The sequence below is a fragment of the Streptomyces sp. NPDC126499 genome, from assembly GCF_040302485.1.
GTDB lineage: Bacteria > Actinomycetota > Actinomycetes > Streptomycetales > Streptomycetaceae > Streptomyces.
In genome coordinates, this window is the sequence record NZ_JBEOUO010000010.1 from 89,671 (window position 1) to 107,564 (window position 17,894).

18 protein-coding genes are annotated in these 17,894 nt (G+C 74.1%); 10 read left to right on the forward strand and 8 right to left on the reverse strand.

Going from position 1 to position 17,894, the window contains the following annotated elements; all coding sequences use genetic code 11:
• Positions 1–14: 14 nt before the first annotated feature.
• The 4 genes from pelF to ABTZ91_RS17090 are packed head-to-tail and all read left to right on the forward strand — an operon-like array spanning position 15 to position 4,699.
• Complete coding sequence (gene pelF, locus ABTZ91_RS17075; protein WP_352077961.1) at positions 15–1,523, forward strand: GT4 family glycosyltransferase PelF; 1,509 nt, start codon at positions 15–17, stop codon at positions 1,521–1,523.
• The gene (locus tag ABTZ91_RS17080; protein WP_352077962.1) at positions 1,520–3,208 is read left to right on the forward strand and encodes a hypothetical protein; all 1,689 of its coding nucleotides are present in this window, start codon (positions 1,520–1,522) and stop codon (positions 3,206–3,208) included. Before pelF ends, ABTZ91_RS17080 begins: the two co-directional genes overlap by 4 nt.
• A gap of 10 nt (positions 3,209–3,218) precedes the next feature.
• Positions 3,219–3,878, forward strand: coding sequence for a spherulation-specific family 4 protein (locus ABTZ91_RS17085; RefSeq protein WP_352077963.1), 660 nt, complete (start codon positions 3,219–3,221; stop codon positions 3,876–3,878).
• Entirely contained in the window at positions 3,875–4,699 is an 825-nt protein-coding gene (locus ABTZ91_RS17090) for an endo alpha-1,4 polygalactosaminidase (RefSeq protein WP_352077964.1), read from the forward strand. Before ABTZ91_RS17085 ends, ABTZ91_RS17090 begins: the two co-directional genes overlap by 4 nt.
• Before the next feature lie 96 nt (positions 4,700–4,795).
• On the opposite strand, the gene ABTZ91_RS17095 is transcribed toward ABTZ91_RS17090, so the two are convergent.
• The gene (locus ABTZ91_RS17095; RefSeq protein WP_352077965.1) at positions 4,796–5,560 is read right to left on the reverse strand and encodes an adenosylcobinamide-GDP ribazoletransferase; all 765 of its coding nucleotides are present in this window, start codon (positions 5,558–5,560) and stop codon (positions 4,796–4,798) included.
• A 77-nt stretch (positions 5,561–5,637) separates the two neighbouring features.
• On the opposite strand from ABTZ91_RS17095, the gene ABTZ91_RS17100 reads away from it, so the two are divergent.
• Positions 5,638–6,405 carry a hypothetical protein gene (locus ABTZ91_RS17100; protein WP_352077966.1) on the forward strand — a complete coding sequence of 256 codons (768 nt, stop codon included), beginning with the start codon at positions 5,638–5,640 and terminating at the stop codon, positions 6,403–6,405.
• Here the strand turns inward: ABTZ91_RS17100 and ABTZ91_RS17105 are convergent.
• The 4 genes from ABTZ91_RS17105 to ABTZ91_RS17120 all read right to left on the reverse strand — a co-directional run bounded on the left by ABTZ91_RS17105 (position 6,342) and on the right by ABTZ91_RS17120 (position 11,230).
• Complete coding sequence (locus ABTZ91_RS17105) at positions 6,342–7,055, reverse strand: hypothetical protein (RefSeq protein WP_352077967.1); 714 nt, start codon at positions 7,053–7,055, stop codon at positions 6,342–6,344. The two genes, ABTZ91_RS17100 and ABTZ91_RS17105, sit on opposite strands and share 64 nt — an antisense overlap.
• A complete protein-coding gene (locus ABTZ91_RS17110) occupies positions 7,052–8,812 on the reverse strand; it encodes a phosphatidylglycerol lysyltransferase domain-containing protein (RefSeq protein WP_352077968.1) in 1,761 nt (586 codons plus the stop codon). The genes ABTZ91_RS17105 and ABTZ91_RS17110 overlap by 4 nt, the downstream gene beginning before the upstream one ends.
• 89 nt (positions 8,813–8,901) lie before the next feature.
• Positions 8,902–9,969: a nicotinate-nucleotide--dimethylbenzimidazole phosphoribosyltransferase gene (cobT, locus tag ABTZ91_RS17115; protein ID WP_352078148.1), complete on the reverse strand. Its 1,068-nt coding sequence runs from the start codon at positions 9,967–9,969 to the stop codon at positions 8,902–8,904.
• Positions 9,970–10,027: 58 nt separating this feature from the next.
• Entirely contained in the window at positions 10,028–11,230 is a 1,203-nt protein-coding gene (locus tag ABTZ91_RS17120) for a bifunctional adenosylcobinamide kinase/adenosylcobinamide-phosphate guanylyltransferase (RefSeq protein WP_352077969.1), read from the reverse strand.
• A gap of 80 nt (positions 11,231–11,310) precedes the next feature.
• Here ABTZ91_RS17120 and ABTZ91_RS17125 point away from each other — a divergent pair, with 80 nt between their 5' ends.
• Positions 11,311–11,517 (forward strand): hypothetical protein, encoded by a 207-nt coding sequence (locus ABTZ91_RS17125; RefSeq protein WP_345489061.1) that lies wholly within the window; start codon positions 11,311–11,313, stop codon positions 11,515–11,517.
• 200 nt (positions 11,518–11,717) lie between these two features.
• Here the strand turns inward: ABTZ91_RS17125 and ABTZ91_RS17130 are convergent, their stop codons facing one another.
• The 3 genes from ABTZ91_RS17130 to ABTZ91_RS17140 form a co-directional block, all read right to left on the reverse strand.
• Positions 11,718–12,761: a trypsin-like peptidase domain-containing protein gene (locus ABTZ91_RS17130; protein ID WP_352077970.1), complete on the reverse strand. Its 1,044-nt coding sequence runs from the start codon at positions 12,759–12,761 to the stop codon at positions 11,718–11,720.
• A 106-nt stretch (positions 12,762–12,867) separates the two neighbouring features.
• Positions 12,868–13,635 (reverse strand): methyltransferase domain-containing protein, encoded by a 768-nt coding sequence (locus tag ABTZ91_RS17135; RefSeq protein ID WP_352077971.1) that lies wholly within the window; start codon positions 13,633–13,635, stop codon positions 12,868–12,870.
• A gap of 32 nt (positions 13,636–13,667) precedes the next feature.
• Positions 13,668–14,270 (reverse strand): DUF3043 domain-containing protein, encoded by a 603-nt coding sequence (locus ABTZ91_RS17140; protein ID WP_352077972.1) that lies wholly within the window; start codon positions 14,268–14,270, stop codon positions 13,668–13,670.
• A 250-nt stretch (positions 14,271–14,520) separates the two neighbouring features.
• Here ABTZ91_RS17140 and ABTZ91_RS17145 point away from each other — a divergent pair, with 250 nt between their 5' ends.
• The 4 genes from ABTZ91_RS17145 (at position 14,521) to ABTZ91_RS17160 (ending at position 17,765) form a co-directional block, all read left to right on the forward strand.
• Positions 14,521–15,318 (forward strand): PspA/IM30 family protein, encoded by a 798-nt coding sequence (locus ABTZ91_RS17145; RefSeq protein WP_352077973.1) that lies wholly within the window; start codon positions 14,521–14,523, stop codon positions 15,316–15,318.
• Between the two features lie 42 nt (positions 15,319–15,360).
• Positions 15,361–15,639 carry a PspA-associated protein PspAA gene (gene pspAA / locus ABTZ91_RS17150; protein ID WP_352077974.1) on the forward strand — a complete coding sequence of 93 codons (279 nt, stop codon included), beginning with the start codon at positions 15,361–15,363 and terminating at the stop codon, positions 15,637–15,639.
• Positions 15,640–15,828: 189 nt separating this feature from the next.
• Positions 15,829–17,058 carry a histidine kinase gene (locus ABTZ91_RS17155; RefSeq protein ID WP_352077975.1) on the forward strand — a complete coding sequence of 410 codons (1,230 nt, stop codon included), beginning with the start codon at positions 15,829–15,831 and terminating at the stop codon, positions 17,056–17,058.
• Positions 17,055–17,765 (forward strand): response regulator transcription factor, encoded by a 711-nt coding sequence (locus ABTZ91_RS17160; RefSeq protein WP_352077976.1) that lies wholly within the window; start codon positions 17,055–17,057, stop codon positions 17,763–17,765. Before ABTZ91_RS17155 ends, ABTZ91_RS17160 begins: the two co-directional genes overlap by 4 nt.
• Positions 17,766–17,894: the final 129 nt, after the last annotated feature.

Consider the following 17,894-nt stretch of genomic DNA (forward strand, 5'->3'; position numbering starts at 1 on the left):
GGGGGACACCACACATGCCGAGCAGTGGCCGTCACGTCACCATGCTCACCGAAGGCACCTATCCACACGTCCACGGCGGCGTCAGCACCTGGTGCGACCAGCTGATCCGGGGCATGCCCGAGGTCGACTTCCAGGTCCTCGCCCTCACCGGCAGCGGCCGCGAACCCGTCACCTGGGAACTGCCGCCCAACCTCTCCGACCACACCTCCTTCCCGCTCTGGGGCACCCGGCCCCGGGGCCGGGCCCCGCGCGGCCGCGAGCGGCGCCGCTTCCTCGACACCTACGAGCACTTCCTGCTCTCCCTCCTCGACCCCGCCGCGGGCTGCGACTTCGGCGAAGGGCTCTACGCGCTCGCCGCCCTCGCCCGCGAAGGACGGCTCACCGCCGCCCTGCGCTCCGAGCGGACCCTGCGCTCGCTCATGTGGATCTGGACCATGCCGCACCTGCCGACGGCCGCGGCCCGGCCCACCGTCCACGACGCCCTCACCGCCACCGACCTGCTGGAACACGCCCTGCGCCCGCTCGCCGCCAAGATCCCCGAAGGCCGCGTCGCCCACGCCGTCTCCAGCGGACTCGCCACGCTCCCGGCGCTCGCCGCCCAGCACTTCGAAGGGGTGCCCTTCCTGCTCACCGAACACGGCATCTACCTGCGCGAGCGCTACCTCGGCTATCGCACCGAGCCGCAGCGCTGGCCCGTCAAATCGTTCCTGCTCGGCTTCTACCGGGAGCTCAACTCCCTCGGCTACCGCAAGGCCGACCTCATCACCCCCTGCAACCAGTACAACCGGCGCTGGGAGGAACGCGGCGGCGCCCCCGCCGACCGCATCCGCACCGTCTACAACGGTGTCGACCCCGCCGCCTTCCCCTGGGCCGGACCCGAGCCGGAGATCCCCACCCTCAGCTGGGTGGGCCGCGTCGACCCCATCAAGGACCTGGAGACCCTGATCCGGGCGTACGCGATCTGCCGGGCCGAACTGCCCGAGCTCCGGCTGCGGTTGTTCGGCCCGGTCCCGGCCGGCAACGAGGACTACCGCACCCGCCTGGAGAAGCTGGCCGCCGAACTCGGCGTCACCGACGGCGTCACCTTCGAGGGACGCGCCTTGGACGTCGCCGGGGCCTACGCGGCCGGGAACGTCGTCGTGCTCTCCTCGATCAGCGAGGGCTTCCCCTTCTCCCTGATCGAGGCCATGTCCTGCGGCCGGGCCACCGTCTCGACGGACGTCGGCGGCGTGCGCGAGGCCGTCGCCGACACCGGCCTGGTCGTGCCGCCCCGCGAACCGGCCGTCATGGCCGCCGCCCTCAGCGACCTGCTGCGCGACGCCGAGCGCAGGGCCGACCTCGCCCGCCGGGCCCGCCAGCGGGTCGTCGACCGCTTCACCCTCCACCGCTCGGTCGACGGCTTCCGCCGCATCTACCTCGAACTCGCCGGCCGCCCCGCCCCCGAACGACCCGAACCTGAGGACTGGACGGTCCGCCTCACCGACCCGTGGCGTACGGGCCTGATGGAAGGCGCGTGGGCATGAGCGGCTCGCTCTGGCTGACGAACGGCACGACGCGGGACGCTCTGCCGGCGATCCCGCGCCAACGGGCCTCCGGCTCGGGGCTGGGCTCGGGCGGCGGCGCGGGCGCCGCTCACGCCGTCGCCCCTGGAAGGGGCGCGGGCCCGGCAGGTCCTGGCACCGGCGCCGGCCCGGCCTCCGGCATCGGCTCTGGCTCCGCCTCCGCCTGCGGCACCGTCACGGCCTCCGGCCCCGGCGCGGGCCCGGCCCCGGGCATCGCCCCCCGCATCGGCCCCGGCGTGGGGGCGGCTGGTCCCGCCTTCGGCGTGGGCCCGGCCTCCGGCCCCGGCGTGGGCCCGGCCCCCGGCCCCACCCCCGCAGGCGGCACCGTTCTCGCCGCCGACCCCCTCGACGCACTCGCCGAACGGCTCGACGCGCTCACCGCCGTCGCCGTCCATCCCGACGAGATAGCGGCGATCCTCGAGTCCGACGGCATGACCGACGACCACATCCGCCTCACCTACGGCCGCGCCGACTCCTTCGCGCTCGCCGAGGACCTCTACGCCAGGACCGAGCGCCGCCACCCCGCCCCCGAGGCCCCGCCCGCGGGGCCCTGGCACGCCGGACTCGCCGGGTGTCTGCTGCGGGGCCTGGTCTTCGCGCTGCCCGGACTGGCCTACGTCCTCGGTGCCCCCCTGCTCTCCGCCGGACCCGGCCGGCACGGGCTGCCGCCCGGCGCCGTGCCGCTCGTCGCCGGGGCGGTCACGGGCTGGGTGTGGAACCAGGTCCTCGCCCACCGCGCGTACACCTGGCTCGGCCTCGGCGACCGTGGGGTCGCCGTCCGTGCCCTGCTCATCGGTGCCCCGGCGGGCGCGCTCGCCGGGGCGACCGTTGCGGCCCTCGCCGCCCGGCCGGGGGAGGGGGCGGCGGCGCTGTTCGGTGCCGGGCAGGCGCTCTACCTGGCGGCCGCCACCGTCCTCCTCGTCCTCGGCCGGGAGAGGGCCCTGCTGTGCGCGCTGCTCCCGCTCGCCGGCGCGGTGCCCGCCTTCCGGTACGAGCTGGCGGAGCCGTTGCGGGTGTGCCTCCTGCTGGTCTCGCTCACCGCGACGGTCGTCTTCGCGGCGCTGGTGCTGCGCCCGGCAGCGCGGCGGCCCAGGACCGCCCGCCCCGCACCCGGCCGGGGCGGACCGCCGCTCGTGGCGTCCCTTCCGTACGGCCTGTTCGGCCTCGGCAGCGGGCTGCTCGTGCTGTACGCGGGCGCCGATGCCGTCATCGCGCTGACGCTCTCCATGGGCCCGGCCGAATGGCTCCTGCACCGTTTCCGGGGCGCCACCCTGGCCCGGCTGCGGCTGCTGACGACGGCGCGCGAGTTCCGGCGCGCGGTCACGACGACGCTGGCCCGCTGCCTCGGCGGCTATCTGGCGGTGCTGCTCGTCCTCGCGGTCGCCGCCGCGCTGCTGTGGCCCGGCGCCGCCGCCCTCTCCGTGCCGCGGATCGGCTCGCTGCTCCTCGTCGGTGCCGTGCTGTGGCTGGGGCTGCTGCTCCAGGCGTTCGGCGCGGTCGCGGGCGCCGCGGTGGTGTGTCTGCTGGCCGCCGTGACGCAGGCCGTCGCCCCGGCCGCGGGCCCGGTCGCCGCGGGCGCGGCGGCGACCGTGCTCGGCGTGCTGACCTGTGCCCTGCTCGTACGACCGACCGCCCACCGTTTCTAGGGGCCGGACTGTGACTTCCCCGACGACTCCCTCCACGACTCCCGTGCCCTCCTCGTCCCCTTCCCTCCTGGTGCCGTTCTACGAGCACCCCGCCGACCGCCCCGAGGAGTGGGCCGCCGTCGTCGCGGCGGCCCGCGCCCTGTACGGAGTGGTCCTCAACCCGGCGAGCGGCGCGGGCCCGGCGCCCGACCCCGCGTTCGCGGAGGTCGCGGCCCGGCTGAGGGACGCCGGGGTGCGGGTCCTCGGCTACGCGGACACCGACTACGGCCGGCGCCCGCACCGCGAGGTCGTCGCCGACCTGCTCCGGCACCGCGACTGGTACGGGGCCGACGGCGCGTTCCTCGACCAGGTGCCGACCGAGCCGTCCGCGCTGCCGCACTACCGGCGGCTCGCGGTCGCCGCCCGGGCCGCCGGGGCGCGCACCCTCGTGCTGAACCACGGCGCCCACCCGGCCCCGGGTTACGAGGACGTCGCCGACCTGCTCGTCACCTTCGAGGGCCCCTGGGACTCCTACCGGGATCTGGACCTGCCGGTCGCCGACCACTACTGCCACCTGGTGTACGCGGCCCCGGCCGACGCCCGGCCCGCGACCCCGGTCGGCTGCGCGGTCCCCGGCACCGGAGCCCACCCCTGGGGCACGCTGCCGCACACCCTGGAGCCCGCCCGGTGAGACGCCTTCTGCCCCTCCTCGTGCTGCTGGTGCTCGCGGCGGCCTGCACGACCGCGCCACCCGCCCCGGACGACCGAGGCCCCGTGCCCCGCTGGCAGCCCCGGCCCGGCCTCGCCTGGCAGTGGCAGCTCAGCGGACGGCTCGACCCGTCGGTGGACGTCCCCGTCTACGACATCGACGGCTTCGACCACCCGGCGGCCACCGTCGCCGACCTGCACCGCCGGGGCCGCAAGGTGGTCTGCTACCTGTCCACCGGTGCCTGGGAGGACTTCCGTCCCGACGCCGGCCGCTTCCCGAAGGCCCTCCTCGGCAAGGGCAACGGCTGGCCGGGCGAACGCTGGCTCGACATCCGCCGCACCGACCTCCTCGCCCCGCTGATGGCGGCCCGCCTCGACATGTGCCGCGCCAAGGGCTTCGACGCGGTGGAACCCGACAACATGGACGGCTACACCCACCCCACCGGCTTCCCCCTCACCGCCGCCGACCAGCTCCGCTACAACCGCCTGATCGCCCGCCTCGCCCACGACCGCGGCCTCGCCGTCGCCCTGAAGAACGACCTCGACCAGATCCCCGAACTCCTCGACGACTTCGACTTCGCGGTCAACGAACAGTGCGCCCAGTACGACGAGTGCGAGCTCCTCGTCCCCTTCGTCCGGGCCGGCAAGGCGGTCTTCCACGTCGAGTACGAGCTGGACCCGGAGGAGTTCTGCCCCGAGTCGCACCGGCTCGGCCTGAGCTCGATGCGCAAGGAGTACGAGCTGGGGGCGTGGCGGCGGGCCTGCTCGCAGCCGCCACGGGAGCCACCTCTTCAGCAGCGGTAGCCGTGGGGAACCTGAAGGAGAGCCACGAAGATCTCGCGTCGTTGATTCCTTGCCGGAGCTGGTCCTCGGTCAGTTGTCGCGGCGGTCAGGAAACGATCACCCCAGCGTCAGCGCCACCACCCCCACCGTCAGCGCCGTCTCCTCCACCGCCCCGAAGACGTCCCCCGTCACCCCGCCGAAGCGCCGCACGCACCGCCGCAGCAACAGTTCCGACACGCCGAGCGCGGCGAGGGCGGCGAGCAGGGTGTGCAGGGCGTCGTACCAGGAGAAGAGCGCGCCGGTCGCCGCGCAGAGCAGGAGGACCGCCCCGGTCGTGAGGGCGGCGGCGCGGAGCGGGACCGTGGCGGCGACGACGGCGCCGAGGCCGTCGGGGCGGGCGGCCGGGACGCCGTGGCGGGAGGCGTGGGTGAGGGCGAGGCGGGCGAGGGTCGCGGCGAGGGCGGCGGCGGCCGCGCCGTGCGCCCAGCCCCGCCCGTACAGCTCGTACAGCGCGGCCACCTGGGCGAGCAGGGCGAAGAGCACCGTGATGACGCCGAAGGGGCCGATGTCGGACTGCTTCATGATGCGCAGGGCGTCCTCGGCCGGCTTCGCGCTGCCGAGGCCGTCGGCGGTGTCGGCGAGGCCGTCGAGGTGGAGGCCGCGGGTCAGCAGGGCGGGCACGGCGACGGTGAGGACGGCGGCGAGCAGCGGGCCGGAGCCGAGCAGCAGGAAGCCGCCGCCGACGGCCGCCGCGACCAGGCCGACGGCCAGGCCCGCGAGCGGGGCGCAGAGCATCCCGGCGCGTGCCGTGTCGCGGTCCCAGCGGGTGATGCGGGCGGGGAGCACGGTGAGGGTGCCGAAGGCGAAACGCAGGCCGTCCATCCGCGCAGGGTAGTGCCCCGGCCCGACGATCAAATCGGCCATACTGTCAGAAAACTGACCAACCGGCAGAGGGTGGCATGGGTCACTGGTTCTCGCGCAACATCGTCGAACCCGGGAAGCTCCCGCTGTTCCTGGCCCTGGCCTCCTTCGTCCTGACCTTCCTGGCCACCCGGACCGTCACCCGGCTCATCCGGGCCGGCAAGGGGCCCTTCGGCAACGTCTCCTCGGGCGGGCTGCACATCCACCACGTGGTGCCGGGGGTCGTCCTCACGGTGCTCGGCGGCTTCGGCGCGGTCGCCAGCGGCCGCCACGGCGTCGGCTCGGCGGTGTTCGCCGTGGTCTTCGGGATCGGGGCCGGGCTGGTCCTGGACGAGTTCGCGCTGATCCTCCACCTCGACGACGTCTACTGGTCGGAGGACGGCCGCAAGAGCGTGGAGGTGGTGGTCCTCACCGCCGCCCTGGTGCTGTTCACCCTGGCCGGTTTCTCGCCGCTCGGCGTGGACGACATGACCACCCAGGAGCGGCAGGACCGGGTCTCCTTCGTCCTGACCCTCGCCCTGAACTTCCTTCTCGTCCTGGTGACCCTGATGAAGGGAAAGTTCCGGATGGCCGTGATCGGCACCCTGATCCCCTTCGTCGCGATCGTCGGCGCCCTGCGGCTGGCCCGCCCCGGCTCCTGGTGGGCCCGCCGCCTCTACGCCCGGCGCCACCGGACGCGCGCCCGCGCCGAGGTCCGCGCGTACCGGCACGACAAGCGCTGGAGCCGGGTGCGACGGAAGGTTCAGGACCTGATCGGCGGCTTCCAGGAGCGGGTCCCGGGCCGCGGCTCCACGCCGCCGCGCTGACTCCGCTCCCGCCACTCACGGAAGCCGACGAGCAGCAGCACGGCCGCGATCGCGGCGAGGTGCTCCTTGCCGGCCAGGTTGTTCTTGACCATCACCTCGACCACCATCGCCACGATCACGAGGCCCCCGGTCCACCAGGCGCGGTGGCGCCAGCACACGTACACGGCGAGGCCGACCACCGCCGCCGAGGGCCCGGTGTCCACGACCCGCGCGTCGGAGGCGGGCAGTCCGAGCGGGCCGTCCGGCCCGAGGGCGATGCCGATCCGGGCGTACAGCGTGCCCGCGAGCGTCGCCAGGTACGCGAGGGCCAGGGTCCGCCACCGGCCGAGGCAGATCTCGGCGATCCCGAAGACCACCAGGATCTGCGCGAGCGCCCCCCACACCGGCAGGTCGAGCGCCGGCACGAACAGCGACAGCGGGGTACGCAGCAGGGCGAGCCACAGCGGGTCCTCGGCCCTGACCGAGCCGATGTCCTGCACCGGCTGGTAGCCCCAGTCCTGGTTCTGCACGATCTGGAACAGCGAGGTCAGACAGACCGCCGTCAGCGTCATCGGGATCGCCCGCCATCCGCGCGTCACCAGCCCGGCCCGTACGGTCCCGAACAGCGGGCCCCACTCCCGCCGGGCGAAGCCCTTGGCCCCGAGACTCAACGCCGGCCCTCCAGATGTCTGCGGTGCAGCCACTTGGGGAGCCCCGGAGCCTCCAGGAAGCCCTCGGCGCGGCCGGCGGCGACACCGATGCGCAGCAGGTCGGCGCTCTTCTCGAAGAGCATGAATCGGGGCTCCCAGATCGGTCGGTACTTGGCGTTGGCGCGGTACAGCGACTCGATCTGCCACCAGCGGGAGAAGAAGCTGAGCAGCGAGCGCCACAGGCGCAGCACGGGTCCCGCCCCGAGCTTCGAGCCGCGTTCGAAGACGGACCGGAACATGGCGAAGTTCAGCGAGACCTGAGTGATCCCGATCTCCTCGGCCCGCTGGAGGAGTTCGATGACCATGAACTCCATCAGACCGTTCTCGGCGTCACGGTCACGGCGCATCAGGTCGAGCGAGAGCCCCTTCGGCCCCCACGGCACGAAGGACAGCAACGCCCGCAGCTCACCCTGGGCGTCGGTGCACTCCAGCATCACGCACCGGCCGTCCCTCGGGTCGCCGAGCCGCCCGAGCGCCATGGAGAAGCCCCGCTCGGTGGCCCCGTCGCGCCAGTCGTCGGCCTTGCGCAGCAGCTCGTCCATCTCGTCGGCCGGGATGTCCTCGTGGCGCCGGATCCGGACCTCGTACCCGGCCCGCTTGACCCGGTTGAAGGCCTGCCGGACCGTGCGCATGGCCCGCCCGTCGAGGGCGAACTCGTCCGTCTCCACGATCGCCTCGTCGCCCAGCTCCAGGGCGTCGAGCCCGTGCCGGGCGTAGATGGTGCCGGCCTCCTCGCTCGCCCCCATCACCGCCGGGATCCAGCCGTGCTCGCGGGCCTCGGCCAGCCAGGGCTCGATGGCGCCGGGCCACGCCTCCGGGTCGCCGATCGGATCGCCCGAGGCCAGCGACACCCCGCCCACCACCCGGTAGGTGATCGCCGCCTTCTCGCTCGGCGACCACACCACGCTCTTCTCGCGGCGCAGCGCGAAGTAGCCCAGCGAGTCCCGTTCGCCGTGCTTGTCGAGCAGTGCCCGCAGCCGGTCCTCGTCCTCCTCGGTGAGCGGGTCGACCGCCCGCCGGGAGCGGAAGGCGGCGAAGAGCACCGCGAAGAGCAGCACGGTGGACATCACGTTGATGGCGACGTCGACCCAGCCGGGCGTGACGATCCCGGGGAAGCGGGCGTCGTCGGCGGCGAGCGTGACCAGCCGCATCACCCCGTACCGCCAGCGCTCCAGGAAGGTGGAGTGCCCGGCCGAGGTGTTCGTCAGGGTGACCAGGCCGGCGGCGAGCAGCGAGGTGACGAGCAGTCCGCCGACCGCGACCACCGTCGCGAGCAGCGGGTTGGAGCGGTCGCCCTTGGCGTAGAACTCCGTGCGGCCGAGCAGCAGGGAGACGAAGAAGGCGGCCGTCAGGGCCAGGGAGATCCAGTTCTGCGGGTGCCGCCGGATCTCGGGGAAGAACATCACCAGTGCGAACAGCAGCAGGAAGAGGCCGCTGAGCACCATGTTGAGGATCCACGCGGCCCGCTTGCGCCGGCGCATGGTGATCGCCAGGAAGAGCGTGAAGACACCGGAGGCGAAGCCGGCGGTCAGCATGTACGGGGTGAAGTAGTCGTCCTCGTTGTGCCGGCGCAGGTCCTGGCCGAAGGAGACCCACACGGCGCTCAGGAAGTTGACGAACGTGACGGCCCGCAGATACCAGACGGCGAACGCGGCGCCGCGCCGCGACCGGACCGTGCCCTGGGGCGCTCCTTCGGTGGACAAACGGACCTCTCCCATGAAAAGCGATCATATGGGGCATCGCTTCGCATGGACCGGCGCCGGATGCGGCGCTCGCGCGTCGCACCCGGTGCCGTGATCCTCTTCGCTCAGCTCTCCTCGGCCGCCACAGCGTCCGGAACGGTCACTTCCGGCAGCTCCGCCGCCAGCGCGGCGGCGGCTCGGACGAGCGGAAGCGCGAGCAACGCCCCGGTTCCCTCGCCCACAGTGACGCCGTGGTCGAGCAGAGGGTTGAGCGCCATCCGGTCCAGCGCCTTCGCCTGCGCCGGCTCCCCGCTCACCTGACCCGCCAGCCACCAGTCCGGCGCCCGGAACGCCGCCCGCTGCGCCACCAGCGCACAGGCCGCGCCCACCACACCGTCCAGGACCACCGGCAGCCGCCGCACCGAGCACTGCAGCAGGAACCCGGTCATCGCCGCCAGGTCCGCGCCGCCCACCGCCGCGAGCAGCTCCAGCTGGTCCCCGAGGACCGGCCGCGCCCGGCGCAGCGCGTCCCGGATCGCCGCGCACTTGCGCATCCACGCCAGGTCGTCGATCCCGGCGCCGCCCCGCCCGGTCACCACCGAGGCGTCCGTGCCGCACAGCGCCGCGATCAGCGTCGACGCCGGCGTCGTACCGCCCACGCTGACGTCCCCGAGCACCACGAGGTCGGTCCCCGAGTCGGCCTCCTCGTCGGCGACGGCGACGCCCAGCTCCAGAGCCGCCCGCGCCTCCTCCACCGTGAGCGCGTTCTCCACGTCGATGCGCCCCGAACCGCGCCGCACCCGCCGCCGCGTCACCTCCGCCGGAAGCAGCTCCGGATCGCAGTCCAGACCCGCGTCCACCACCCGCACCGGCACCTGCTGCGCCCGCGCGAGCACCGCCACGGGGCTCGCCCCCTCCAGCACCGCCCGCACCAGCTCGTACGCGCCGCCCGCCGCCCGCCCGGACACCCCGAGCGAGGCCACCCCGTGGTCGCCCGCGAACAGCACCACCTTCGGCTGCTCCACCGGCCGCACCGGCACCGCGCCCTGGGCCGCCGCCAGCCACTCGCCCAGCTCGTCGAGCCGCCCGAGCGCACCCGGCCGCACCGCGAGCCGCGCCCGGCGCTCCTCGGCGTCACGCCGTGTCCCCCCGTCGGGGCGCTCGATCAGATCGGAGAAGTCGTCGAGGTTCACGATGGGTTCCACCTACGCATCACACAGTCTTGGGGCCAACGGTCATGGGGCTCGCACCCTACCCGCGCAGCACCAGCGCCTGCCCGGCCACCACCAGGACCACCTGCTCGCACTCGTCCCCGAAGGCCGCGTTCAGCCGCCCCAGCTCGTCCCGGAACCGCCGCCCCGCCGCCGTCGCCGGAACCACCCCCGACCCCGTCTCGTTCGTCACCGCCACCACCGTGCGGCTCGTCGCCCGCACCGCCGCCACCAGCTCCGCGACCCGCGCGGCCAGCGCCTCCCGGCCACCGCCCTCCCACCGCTCGTCGTCCCACGCCCCGACCCGGTCCATGGCGTCCGTCAGCCACAGCGACAGACAGTCGATCAGCAGCGCGGGCCCCTCTTCCCGAAGGAGCGGCACGAGATCACAGGTCTCCGCCGTCCGCCACGAGCCCGGCCGCCGCTCCCGGTGCAGGCCCACCCGGTGCGCCCACTCCGGATCGCCCTCCCGGCTGCCGCTCGTCGCCACGTACAGCACCTCGGGAAAGGTCTCGAGACGCCGCTCGGCCTCCACCGACTTGCCCGACCTCGCCCCGCCCGTCACCAGCGTCCGCCGCGGCACGTCCGGTACGGCGTGGTACTCGCCGACGTACAGCGTCGTCCCGTCCGGCACCGCCCGCGCCCCCGCCGCCGCGAGCCGGCGGTCCAGCTCGGCACCCGTCGGAGCGTCATGGTCCAGATGGACGGCGACCACGTCCGTACCCGCCCCGACCGCCCCGCTCGCCCGCAGCCGCGCGAGCCCGTCCGGCCGCCCCACGACGTCCGCCACCACCATGTCGTACGGCTCGCGCCGCTCGTCGGCGAGGCCCGCGGGAGCGCCGCCCGGCGGCAGGTACAGCAACCGCTCCCCGTCCGCCGAGGTCACCTCGTACCCCGTGCCCGGCGCGTCCATCGGCACCGCCCGGACCGTGTGCCCGCTGATCAGCGTCAGCTCCCGCCCGTCCGGCACCCGGCCGGCCGTCGGCAGCCCCGCCGGCACCTCCACGGCGGGCCCGTCGTGCGGATGCGTCAGCAGGACCTGCCGCACCCCGACCAGCGAGTGCCCCGAACGGGCCGCCGCGAGCGCGGCCCCGGGCGTCAGATCCAGCAGCAGGGCTCCGTCCACGAGCAGCGAGGTCGCGGCCCGCGCCCGCTCCCCACGGGACAGCGCGCACACGGCGCAGGGGCAGCCGGGGCGGGGGAGTCCGAGAGGCGCGCCGGTGCCGAGCAGTGTCAGTTCCACGCTCAGATCCTCCCGCGTCACCGCGAGGGGTGCGCGCCCGGCTACGCTGCGGGCAGGAAACCGATCATCCGGAGGCGGACATGGCATGGACGTGGCGGTTCGAGAAGTCCGACGGCACCGAGGTCACCCCGTCGGTGACCCCCGAGGAGTTCACCACCCAGGGCGACGCGGAATCCTGGCTCGGTGAGCACTGGCGCGACCTCCTGGACGGCGGCGCGGACCAGGTGACCCTGTCCGAGGACGGTACGAAGATCTACGGCCCGATGCCGCTGGACGCGGAGGGCTAGAGGGCCAGAGGTAAGAACGACGGGCGCGGGGGCCGCCGGCCCACGGACGCGGGGGCCGCCCGAGGCCGGTCCCCGCGCCGCACCTCCCGGCCGCCGCCCGAGGCCGGCCCCCGCGCCCGCGCCCGAGGCCGGCCCCCGCGCCGCACCTCCCGGCCGCCGCCCGAGGCCGGTCCCCGCGCAGGTCCGCGAGAAAGGCGGCCCTAGATCTCGCCCAGCGTCACCTCGGCCTTGTCCTCCCGCGTCCCGCGCGTGAAGACCACCGTCACCTTGTCACCGGGCTTGCGGTCGGCCAGTGCCTCGGCCAGCGAGGTGATCGTGGTGATCGGATCGTCCGCGACCCGGGTGATGACATCGCCCGCCCGCAGGCCCGCCTTCGCCGCCGCCCCGTTCGGCGCCGCCTCCACGATCGCGACGCCGGCCGGCCGGTAGTCGTCGTCCAGGACCGTGCGGCCCGTGATGTTGAGCGCGGCCCGCCCCGAGTCCGTCACCTTGCCGGTCCTGATGATCTGGTCGGCCACGGTCCGCACCATCGACGCCGGGATCGCGAAGCCGATCCCCGGCGCCGAGCCGCCGCCGAGCTCCGGGTCCGTCGCCGCCAGCGTGGGGATGCCGATGACCTCGCCGTCCAGGTTGACGAGCGCGCCCCCGCTGTTCCCCGGGTTGATCGCGGCGGAGGTCTGCACCATGTTGGCGATGGTCGCGCCCGTCCCGCCGCCCCTGCGGCCCTCGCTGACCGTGCGGCCGGTCGCCGAGACGATGCCCTGGGTGACGCTGCCGGACAGACCGAGCGGCGAGCCCATGGCCAGGACGATCTGCCCCATGTCGACCTTGGACGAGTCCCCGAACCGCGCCGGCTTGAGCCCCTGTGGCGCCCTGTCCAGCCGGATCACGGCGAGGTCCTGCTGGGGATAGGCCGCGACCAGCCGCGCCGTCAGGGGCTGGCCGCCGGTCGCCGCGGTGACCCGGAAGGACCGCTCCTGGCCGACGACGTGCGCGTTGGTGACGATGTGCCCCTTGTCGTCGTAGACGACACCGGAGCCCAGGCTCTCCGAGGCGTCGATCTGGACCACCGACGGCAGTACGTCCCTGATCACGGTCTGGTAGTCGTCCTGGAGCTCGTTGGACACGAGCGGGGCCGCGGCCTGGGTGGACCGCTCGGCCCGGGGCGCGGAGCCCGGGGCACAGCCGCCGGCCAGGGCGAGGGCCGCGGCTCCGGCGGCGAGGGGGAGCAGGAGGCGTCTCATGTCCGCAGTCTCCGTGCCGCCCGCCCGCCGCGCCTCGGTGAAGGCACCCGAACAGGGGGGACCTGACCGGCCCCTCAGGGCGGCGCGGCCCTCAGGGCCGGCCGCTTCAGCCCCGTACCCCGCACAGATGCAGCAGACCCGCGATCCGCCGGTACGGGTCGGTCCGCCCCGCCCGGTCCTCGGCGGCCAGCAGGCGTTCGAGCTCGTCGGCGGCCGGCAGGCCCACGTCGCCGGGGATCGTGTCGGTGAAGACCCGCACCCCGTACCAGGCGTGCAGCGGCGCCGCGATCCCGGCGAGCGTGGAGGTGAGCGCGTCGAGCCGGTCGGCCCGCACCTTCGCACCGGCGCCGTCCTCGTACACGTCCGAGTCGAAGGCGGAGAGCGCCCCGGACCAGTCCCCGGCGAGGCCCGGCCGCATGGCCAGCGCCTCGGCGTTCCGTACCACCAGGGACAGCAGCCCGCCGGGGGCGAGCATGCGGGCGAGGCCGGCGAGCAGCGCGTCGGGCTCGTCGGCGTACATCAGCACGCCGTGGCACAGGACGATGTCGAAGCTGCCGGGCAGGAAGTGCACGCCGGTCTCGCGCCCGTCGCCCTCGATCAGGCGGACCCGTTCGCGGATGCCGGCGGGTTCGGTCGCCAGCGAGTCGCGGGCCGCCTTCAGCAGCTCGGGGTCGGCCTCCAGACCGGTCACGGTGTGCCCGGCGCGGGCCAGGCGCAGGGCCTGGGTGCCCTGGCCCATGCCGGCGTCGAGGATGCGCAGCCGCTGCCCCACGGGATAACGGCCGGCTATCTGCTCGTCCAGCTGGCGCGCGATCAGTTCCTGACGGACGGTGTCGCGCAGCCCGCCGGGCACGACCGGCCAATGGCCGACCATGGGCAGCACCTCACCCTGACCGGAGTCGGCGCTCAGGGCCGCTCTCCGCGCTTGACCTGCGGCTTGGGCAGCCGCAGCCGGCGCATCTGGAGCGTGCGCATCAGGCCGTACGCGACCGCGCCGCGCTTCGACTCGTTCGGGAACCGCTCGTTCAGCTGCTTGCGCAGCCGGATCGAGAGACCGATCGAGTCGATGACGATCATGACGATCACACCGGCCCACAGCAGCAGCGAGATGTTCTGCAGGGAGGGGTTGGTGTTGCCGAACAGCGACAGCACGAGGATCACCACGGCCATCGGCAGGAAGAACTCGGCGACGGCGAACCGGGAGTCGACGAAGTCGCGGACGAAGCGCCGCACCGGACCCTTGTCGCGGACCGGCAGATAGCGCTCGTCACCGCCGGCCAGGGCCTCGCGCTGGCGGGCGAGCTCCGCGCGGCGGGCCTCGCGCTGGCGCTTCATGGCCTCCTTGCGGTCCAGCGGCGCGGTCTGTGCGCGGCGGCGCTGGGTCTGTGCCTCGCTCCTCTTGGGGGTCGGGCGGCCCTTGGGGGCCTCGGGGTCGCGGGGCTGCTTGGAGAGGTCCGCCGTCACCTTTTCGGTGGGGGCCTTCTCATCCTTCGAACGGCTACGGAACACAACGCCAAGCGTACGTGGTGCCGGGCATGGACCCCAGCGTCGGCGGGAACGATCCGCTAACAGCGTGCGTCTGACCGGGTACGAACCCGGGGTTCGTCTACTCCCTGGGCCGGAGGGGGCCGGGTCTCCACTCGTCCTTGGGGAGGAGCACATCGGGCCCCGAACAGTGCGGTAATGGAGGTGGGAACCGTACTGTGGTTCATGTTGGAGAGCTGGAGCCGAGTCCGTCAGAAGGGGGCGCGCGAAGCCCATGAGCGGTGTCATGAAGCGTATGGGGATGATCTTCCGCGCGAAGGCAAACAAGGCCCTCGACCGGGCCGAGGATCCGCGCGAGACCCTCGATTACTCCTACCAGAAGCAGCTGGAGCTGCTGCAGAAGGTGCGCCGTGGTGTCGCCGACGTGGCGACGTCCCGCAAGCGCCTCGAACTGCAGCTGAACCAGCTCCAGGGCCAGTCCGCCAAGCTGGAGGACCAGGGCCGCAAGGCGCTGGCGCTCGGCCGCGAGGACCTGGCCCGCGAGGCGCTGTCCCGCCGGGCGGCGCTGCAGCAGCAGGTGAGCGACCTGGAGGTGCAGCACCAGACCCTGCAGGGCGAGGAGGAGAAACTCACCCTGGCGGCCCAGCGGCTCCAGGCCAAGGTCGACGCCTTCCGCACGAAGAAGGAGACCATCAAGGCCACGTACACGGCGGCCCAGGCGCAGACCCGGATCGCCGAGTCCTTCTCCGGCATCTCGGAGGAGATGAGCGACGTCGGCGTGGCGATCCAGCGCGCCGAGGACAAGACGGCCCAGCTCCAGGCGCGGGCCGGCGCGATCGACGAGCTGCTCGCCTCCGGCGCCCTCGACGACCAGTCGGGCCTGGCCAAGGACGACATCCAGGCCGAGCTCGACCGGCTCTCCGGCGGTACGGACGTGGAGCTGGAGCTCCAGCGGATGAAGGCCGAGCTCGCGGGAGGGCCCAGCGCGCAGCAGCAGGCCCTCGAAGGCGGCACCGGCCAGAACCAGAACCAGAACCAGCAGCAGTCCCACCCGCGTTTCGACAAGCAGTAGACAAGCAGTGGACGAGCGGTAACCGACAGCCAAGGACGCGTCATGATCGTACGGATCATGGGGGAGGGCCAGTGCACGCTGGCCGACAGTCACTTCGCCGAGCTCAACCGGCTCGACGAGGAACTCCTGGGGGAGATGGAATCGGGCGACGAGGCGGGCTTCCGCCGCACGCTGCACGCCCTGCTCGACAAGGTCCGCGAGCTGGGCGAACCGCTCCCGGACGACTCCCTGGAGCCCTCCGAACTGATCCTTCCGGCCCCTGACGCGACCCTCGACGAGGTCCGCGAGATGCTCTCCGACAACGGCCTGATCCCGGGCTGACGGCCCCGTCGGTCCCGGGCCCGCCCCCGACGGCTCCCGCCGCCCCGCCCCCCGCCCGGGAGGCGGGGCGGCGCCGTTCCCGGACCCGGCCTGGCTCCGACCCGGTGCCGGGCCCCGTACCGGTCCTGTCCCCGGCCCGGCTCCGGCCCAGCTCCGGCCCGCCCCCAGAACCCCGTACCGTTCCGTCCTGTGACGACCACCGGCGCCCCCCTCGCCCGAACCCGCCACTGGCTTCGGAACCACCGCCTCGCCTTCGACGCGGGGCTCGCGTTCCTCGTGCTCGTCTGCATGATCACCGGCTCCTTCGCGGACCCGCACGGCAGCCCCAACGGCCCCACCTTCGGCGACCGGGCCCCCACCGCCACCGGCGTCGTGCTCATGCTGCTCGGGGCGCTCGCCCTGGTGTTCCGCCGCCGGTACCCGATCCCGGTGCTCGCCCTCACCGTCACCGTCTGTCTGGTCGGCCTCGTCGGCGAGGAGCGCCCCGCACCGGTCGCGATGAGCGCCGTCATCGCCCTCTACACCGTCGCCTCCCGCACCGACCGGCCCACCACCTGGCGGCTCGGACTCGCCACCATGGCCGTGGTGACCTGCGCCGCCATGGTCTTCGGCCCCACGCCCTGGTACGCGCAGGAGAACCTGGGCGTCTTCGCCTGGACCGGGATGGCCGCGGCGGCCGGGGACGCGGTGCGCAGCCGCCGCGCGTTCGTGGACGCCATCCGGGAACGGGCCGAACGGGCCGAGCGCACCCGCGAGGAGGAGGCCCGGCGGCGGGTCGCCGAGGAGCGGCTGCGGATCGCCCGCGACCTCCACGACGTCGTCGCCCACCACATCGCCCTGGTCAACGTGCAGGCAGGTGTCGCCGCCCACGTCATGGACAAGCGCCCCGACCAGGCGAAGGAGGCCCTGGCCCACGTCCGCGCCGCCTCCCGCTCAGCCCTCGACGAGCTGCGCGCCACGGTCGGGCTGCTGCGCCAGTCGGGTGATCCGGAGGCCCCGACCGAGCCGGTGTCGGGCCTCGCGGTCCTGGACGACCTGCTGGCCACCTTCCGCAACGCGGGCCTCCCGGTCGAGCTGACCCGCACCGACGGCGGCACCGCCCTGCCGGCCGCCGTCGACCTCGCCGCGTACCGGATCATCCAGGAGGCGCTGACCAACGTGCGCAAGCACGCCGGTCCGGACGCGCGCGCCGAGGTGAGCGTGCTGCGGGTGGGCCGCACGGTGGAGATCACGGTCCTCGACGACGGCCCGGCGGCCCCGCCCGCCCCGGCCGACGGCGGTGGTCACGGCCTGGTCGGGATGCGCGAACGCGTGACGGCGCTCGGCGGCACGCTGACCGCCGCACCCCGCTACGGGGGCGGCTTCCGGGTGCAGGCGATACTGCCGGTGACCGGCCGCACGGGGGAGGACCACACATGACGGGAACCGAGACGGCGCCGCCCATCCGGGTGCTGCTCGCCGACGACCAGGCCCTGCTCCGCAGCGCCTTCCGGATCCTGGTGGACTCCGAGCCCGACATGGAGGTCGTCGCCGAGGCCGCCGACGGCGCCGAGGCGGTGGCCCGGGCCCGGGACACCGCGCCGGACGTCGTCCTCATGGACATCCGGATGCCCGGCACGGACGGCCTCGCCGCCACCCGCATGATCACCGCCGACCCGGAGCTCTCCGCCGTACGGATCGTCATGCTGACCACCTTCGAGGTCGACGAGTACGTGGTGCGGTCGCTGCGCGCCGGAGCCTCCGGCTTCCTCGGCAAGGGCGCCGAGCCGGAGGAACTGCTCGGCGCCATCCGCATCGCGCACGCGGGCGAGGCCCTGCTCTCGCCGGCGGCCACCAAGGGCCTGATCGCGACCTTCCTCGCCCAGGGCGGCGGCACGGACCCGGACGACGAGTCCACCCCGTCGTACGCGGAGCGCCTCGCGGCACTCACCGCCCGGGAGCGGGAGGTCCTGGTCCTGGTGGCGGGCGGGCTGTCCAACGACGAGATCGCCGCGCGGCTCGACGTCAGCCCGCTGACGGTGAAGACCCATGTGAACCGGACCATGGCCAAGCTGGGCGCCCGCGACCGGGCCCAACTGGTGGTGACGGCCTACGAGTCGGGGCTCGTACGTCCAAGGGTGGAGTGAGCCGGGGACCCGGCGTACTCCAGACGCGGTATGCGCGGCATAAGGAATTGGGTCCGGGGGCCGAGGATCCGGCCGATTCCGTGGCTGATCGTAAAGGCGGGCACCTCCAGGGCTCCTTCCGCCCGCCCC

What these genes read in the sequence shown, in the direction of transcription:
- pelF (WP_352077961.1), top strand. Translation starts at nt 15, where the DNA reads ATGCCGAGCAGTGGCCGTCACGTCACCATGCTCACCGAAGGCACCTAT.
- ABTZ91_RS17110 (WP_352077968.1), bottom strand. Translation starts at nt 8,812, where the DNA reads ATGGGAGAGGTCCGTTTGTCCACCGAAGGAGCGCCCCAGGGCACGGTC.
- ABTZ91_RS17145 (WP_352077973.1), top strand. Translation starts at nt 14,521, where the DNA reads ATGAGCGGTGTCATGAAGCGTATGGGGATGATCTTCCGCGCGAAGGCA.
- ABTZ91_RS17135 (WP_352077971.1), bottom strand. Translation starts at nt 13,635, where the DNA reads ATGGTCGGCCATTGGCCGGTCGTGCCCGGCGGGCTGCGCGACACCGTC.
- ABTZ91_RS17160 (WP_352077976.1), top strand. Translation starts at nt 17,055, where the DNA reads ATGACGGGAACCGAGACGGCGCCGCCCATCCGGGTGCTGCTCGCCGAC.
- pspAA (WP_352077974.1), top strand. Translation starts at nt 15,361, where the DNA reads ATGATCGTACGGATCATGGGGGAGGGCCAGTGCACGCTGGCCGACAGT.
- ABTZ91_RS17095 (WP_352077965.1), bottom strand. Translation starts at nt 5,560, where the DNA reads ATGGACGGCCTGCGTTTCGCCTTCGGCACCCTCACCGTGCTCCCCGCC.
- ABTZ91_RS17080 (WP_352077962.1), top strand. Translation starts at nt 1,520, where the DNA reads ATGAGCGGCTCGCTCTGGCTGACGAACGGCACGACGCGGGACGCTCTG.
- ABTZ91_RS17130 (WP_352077970.1), bottom strand. Translation starts at nt 12,761, where the DNA reads ATGAGACGCCTCCTGCTCCCCCTCGCCGCCGGAGCCGCGGCCCTCGCC.
- ABTZ91_RS17125 (WP_345489061.1), top strand. Translation starts at nt 11,311, where the DNA reads ATGGCATGGACGTGGCGGTTCGAGAAGTCCGACGGCACCGAGGTCACC.
- ABTZ91_RS17100 (WP_352077966.1), top strand. Translation starts at nt 5,638, where the DNA reads ATGGGTCACTGGTTCTCGCGCAACATCGTCGAACCCGGGAAGCTCCCG.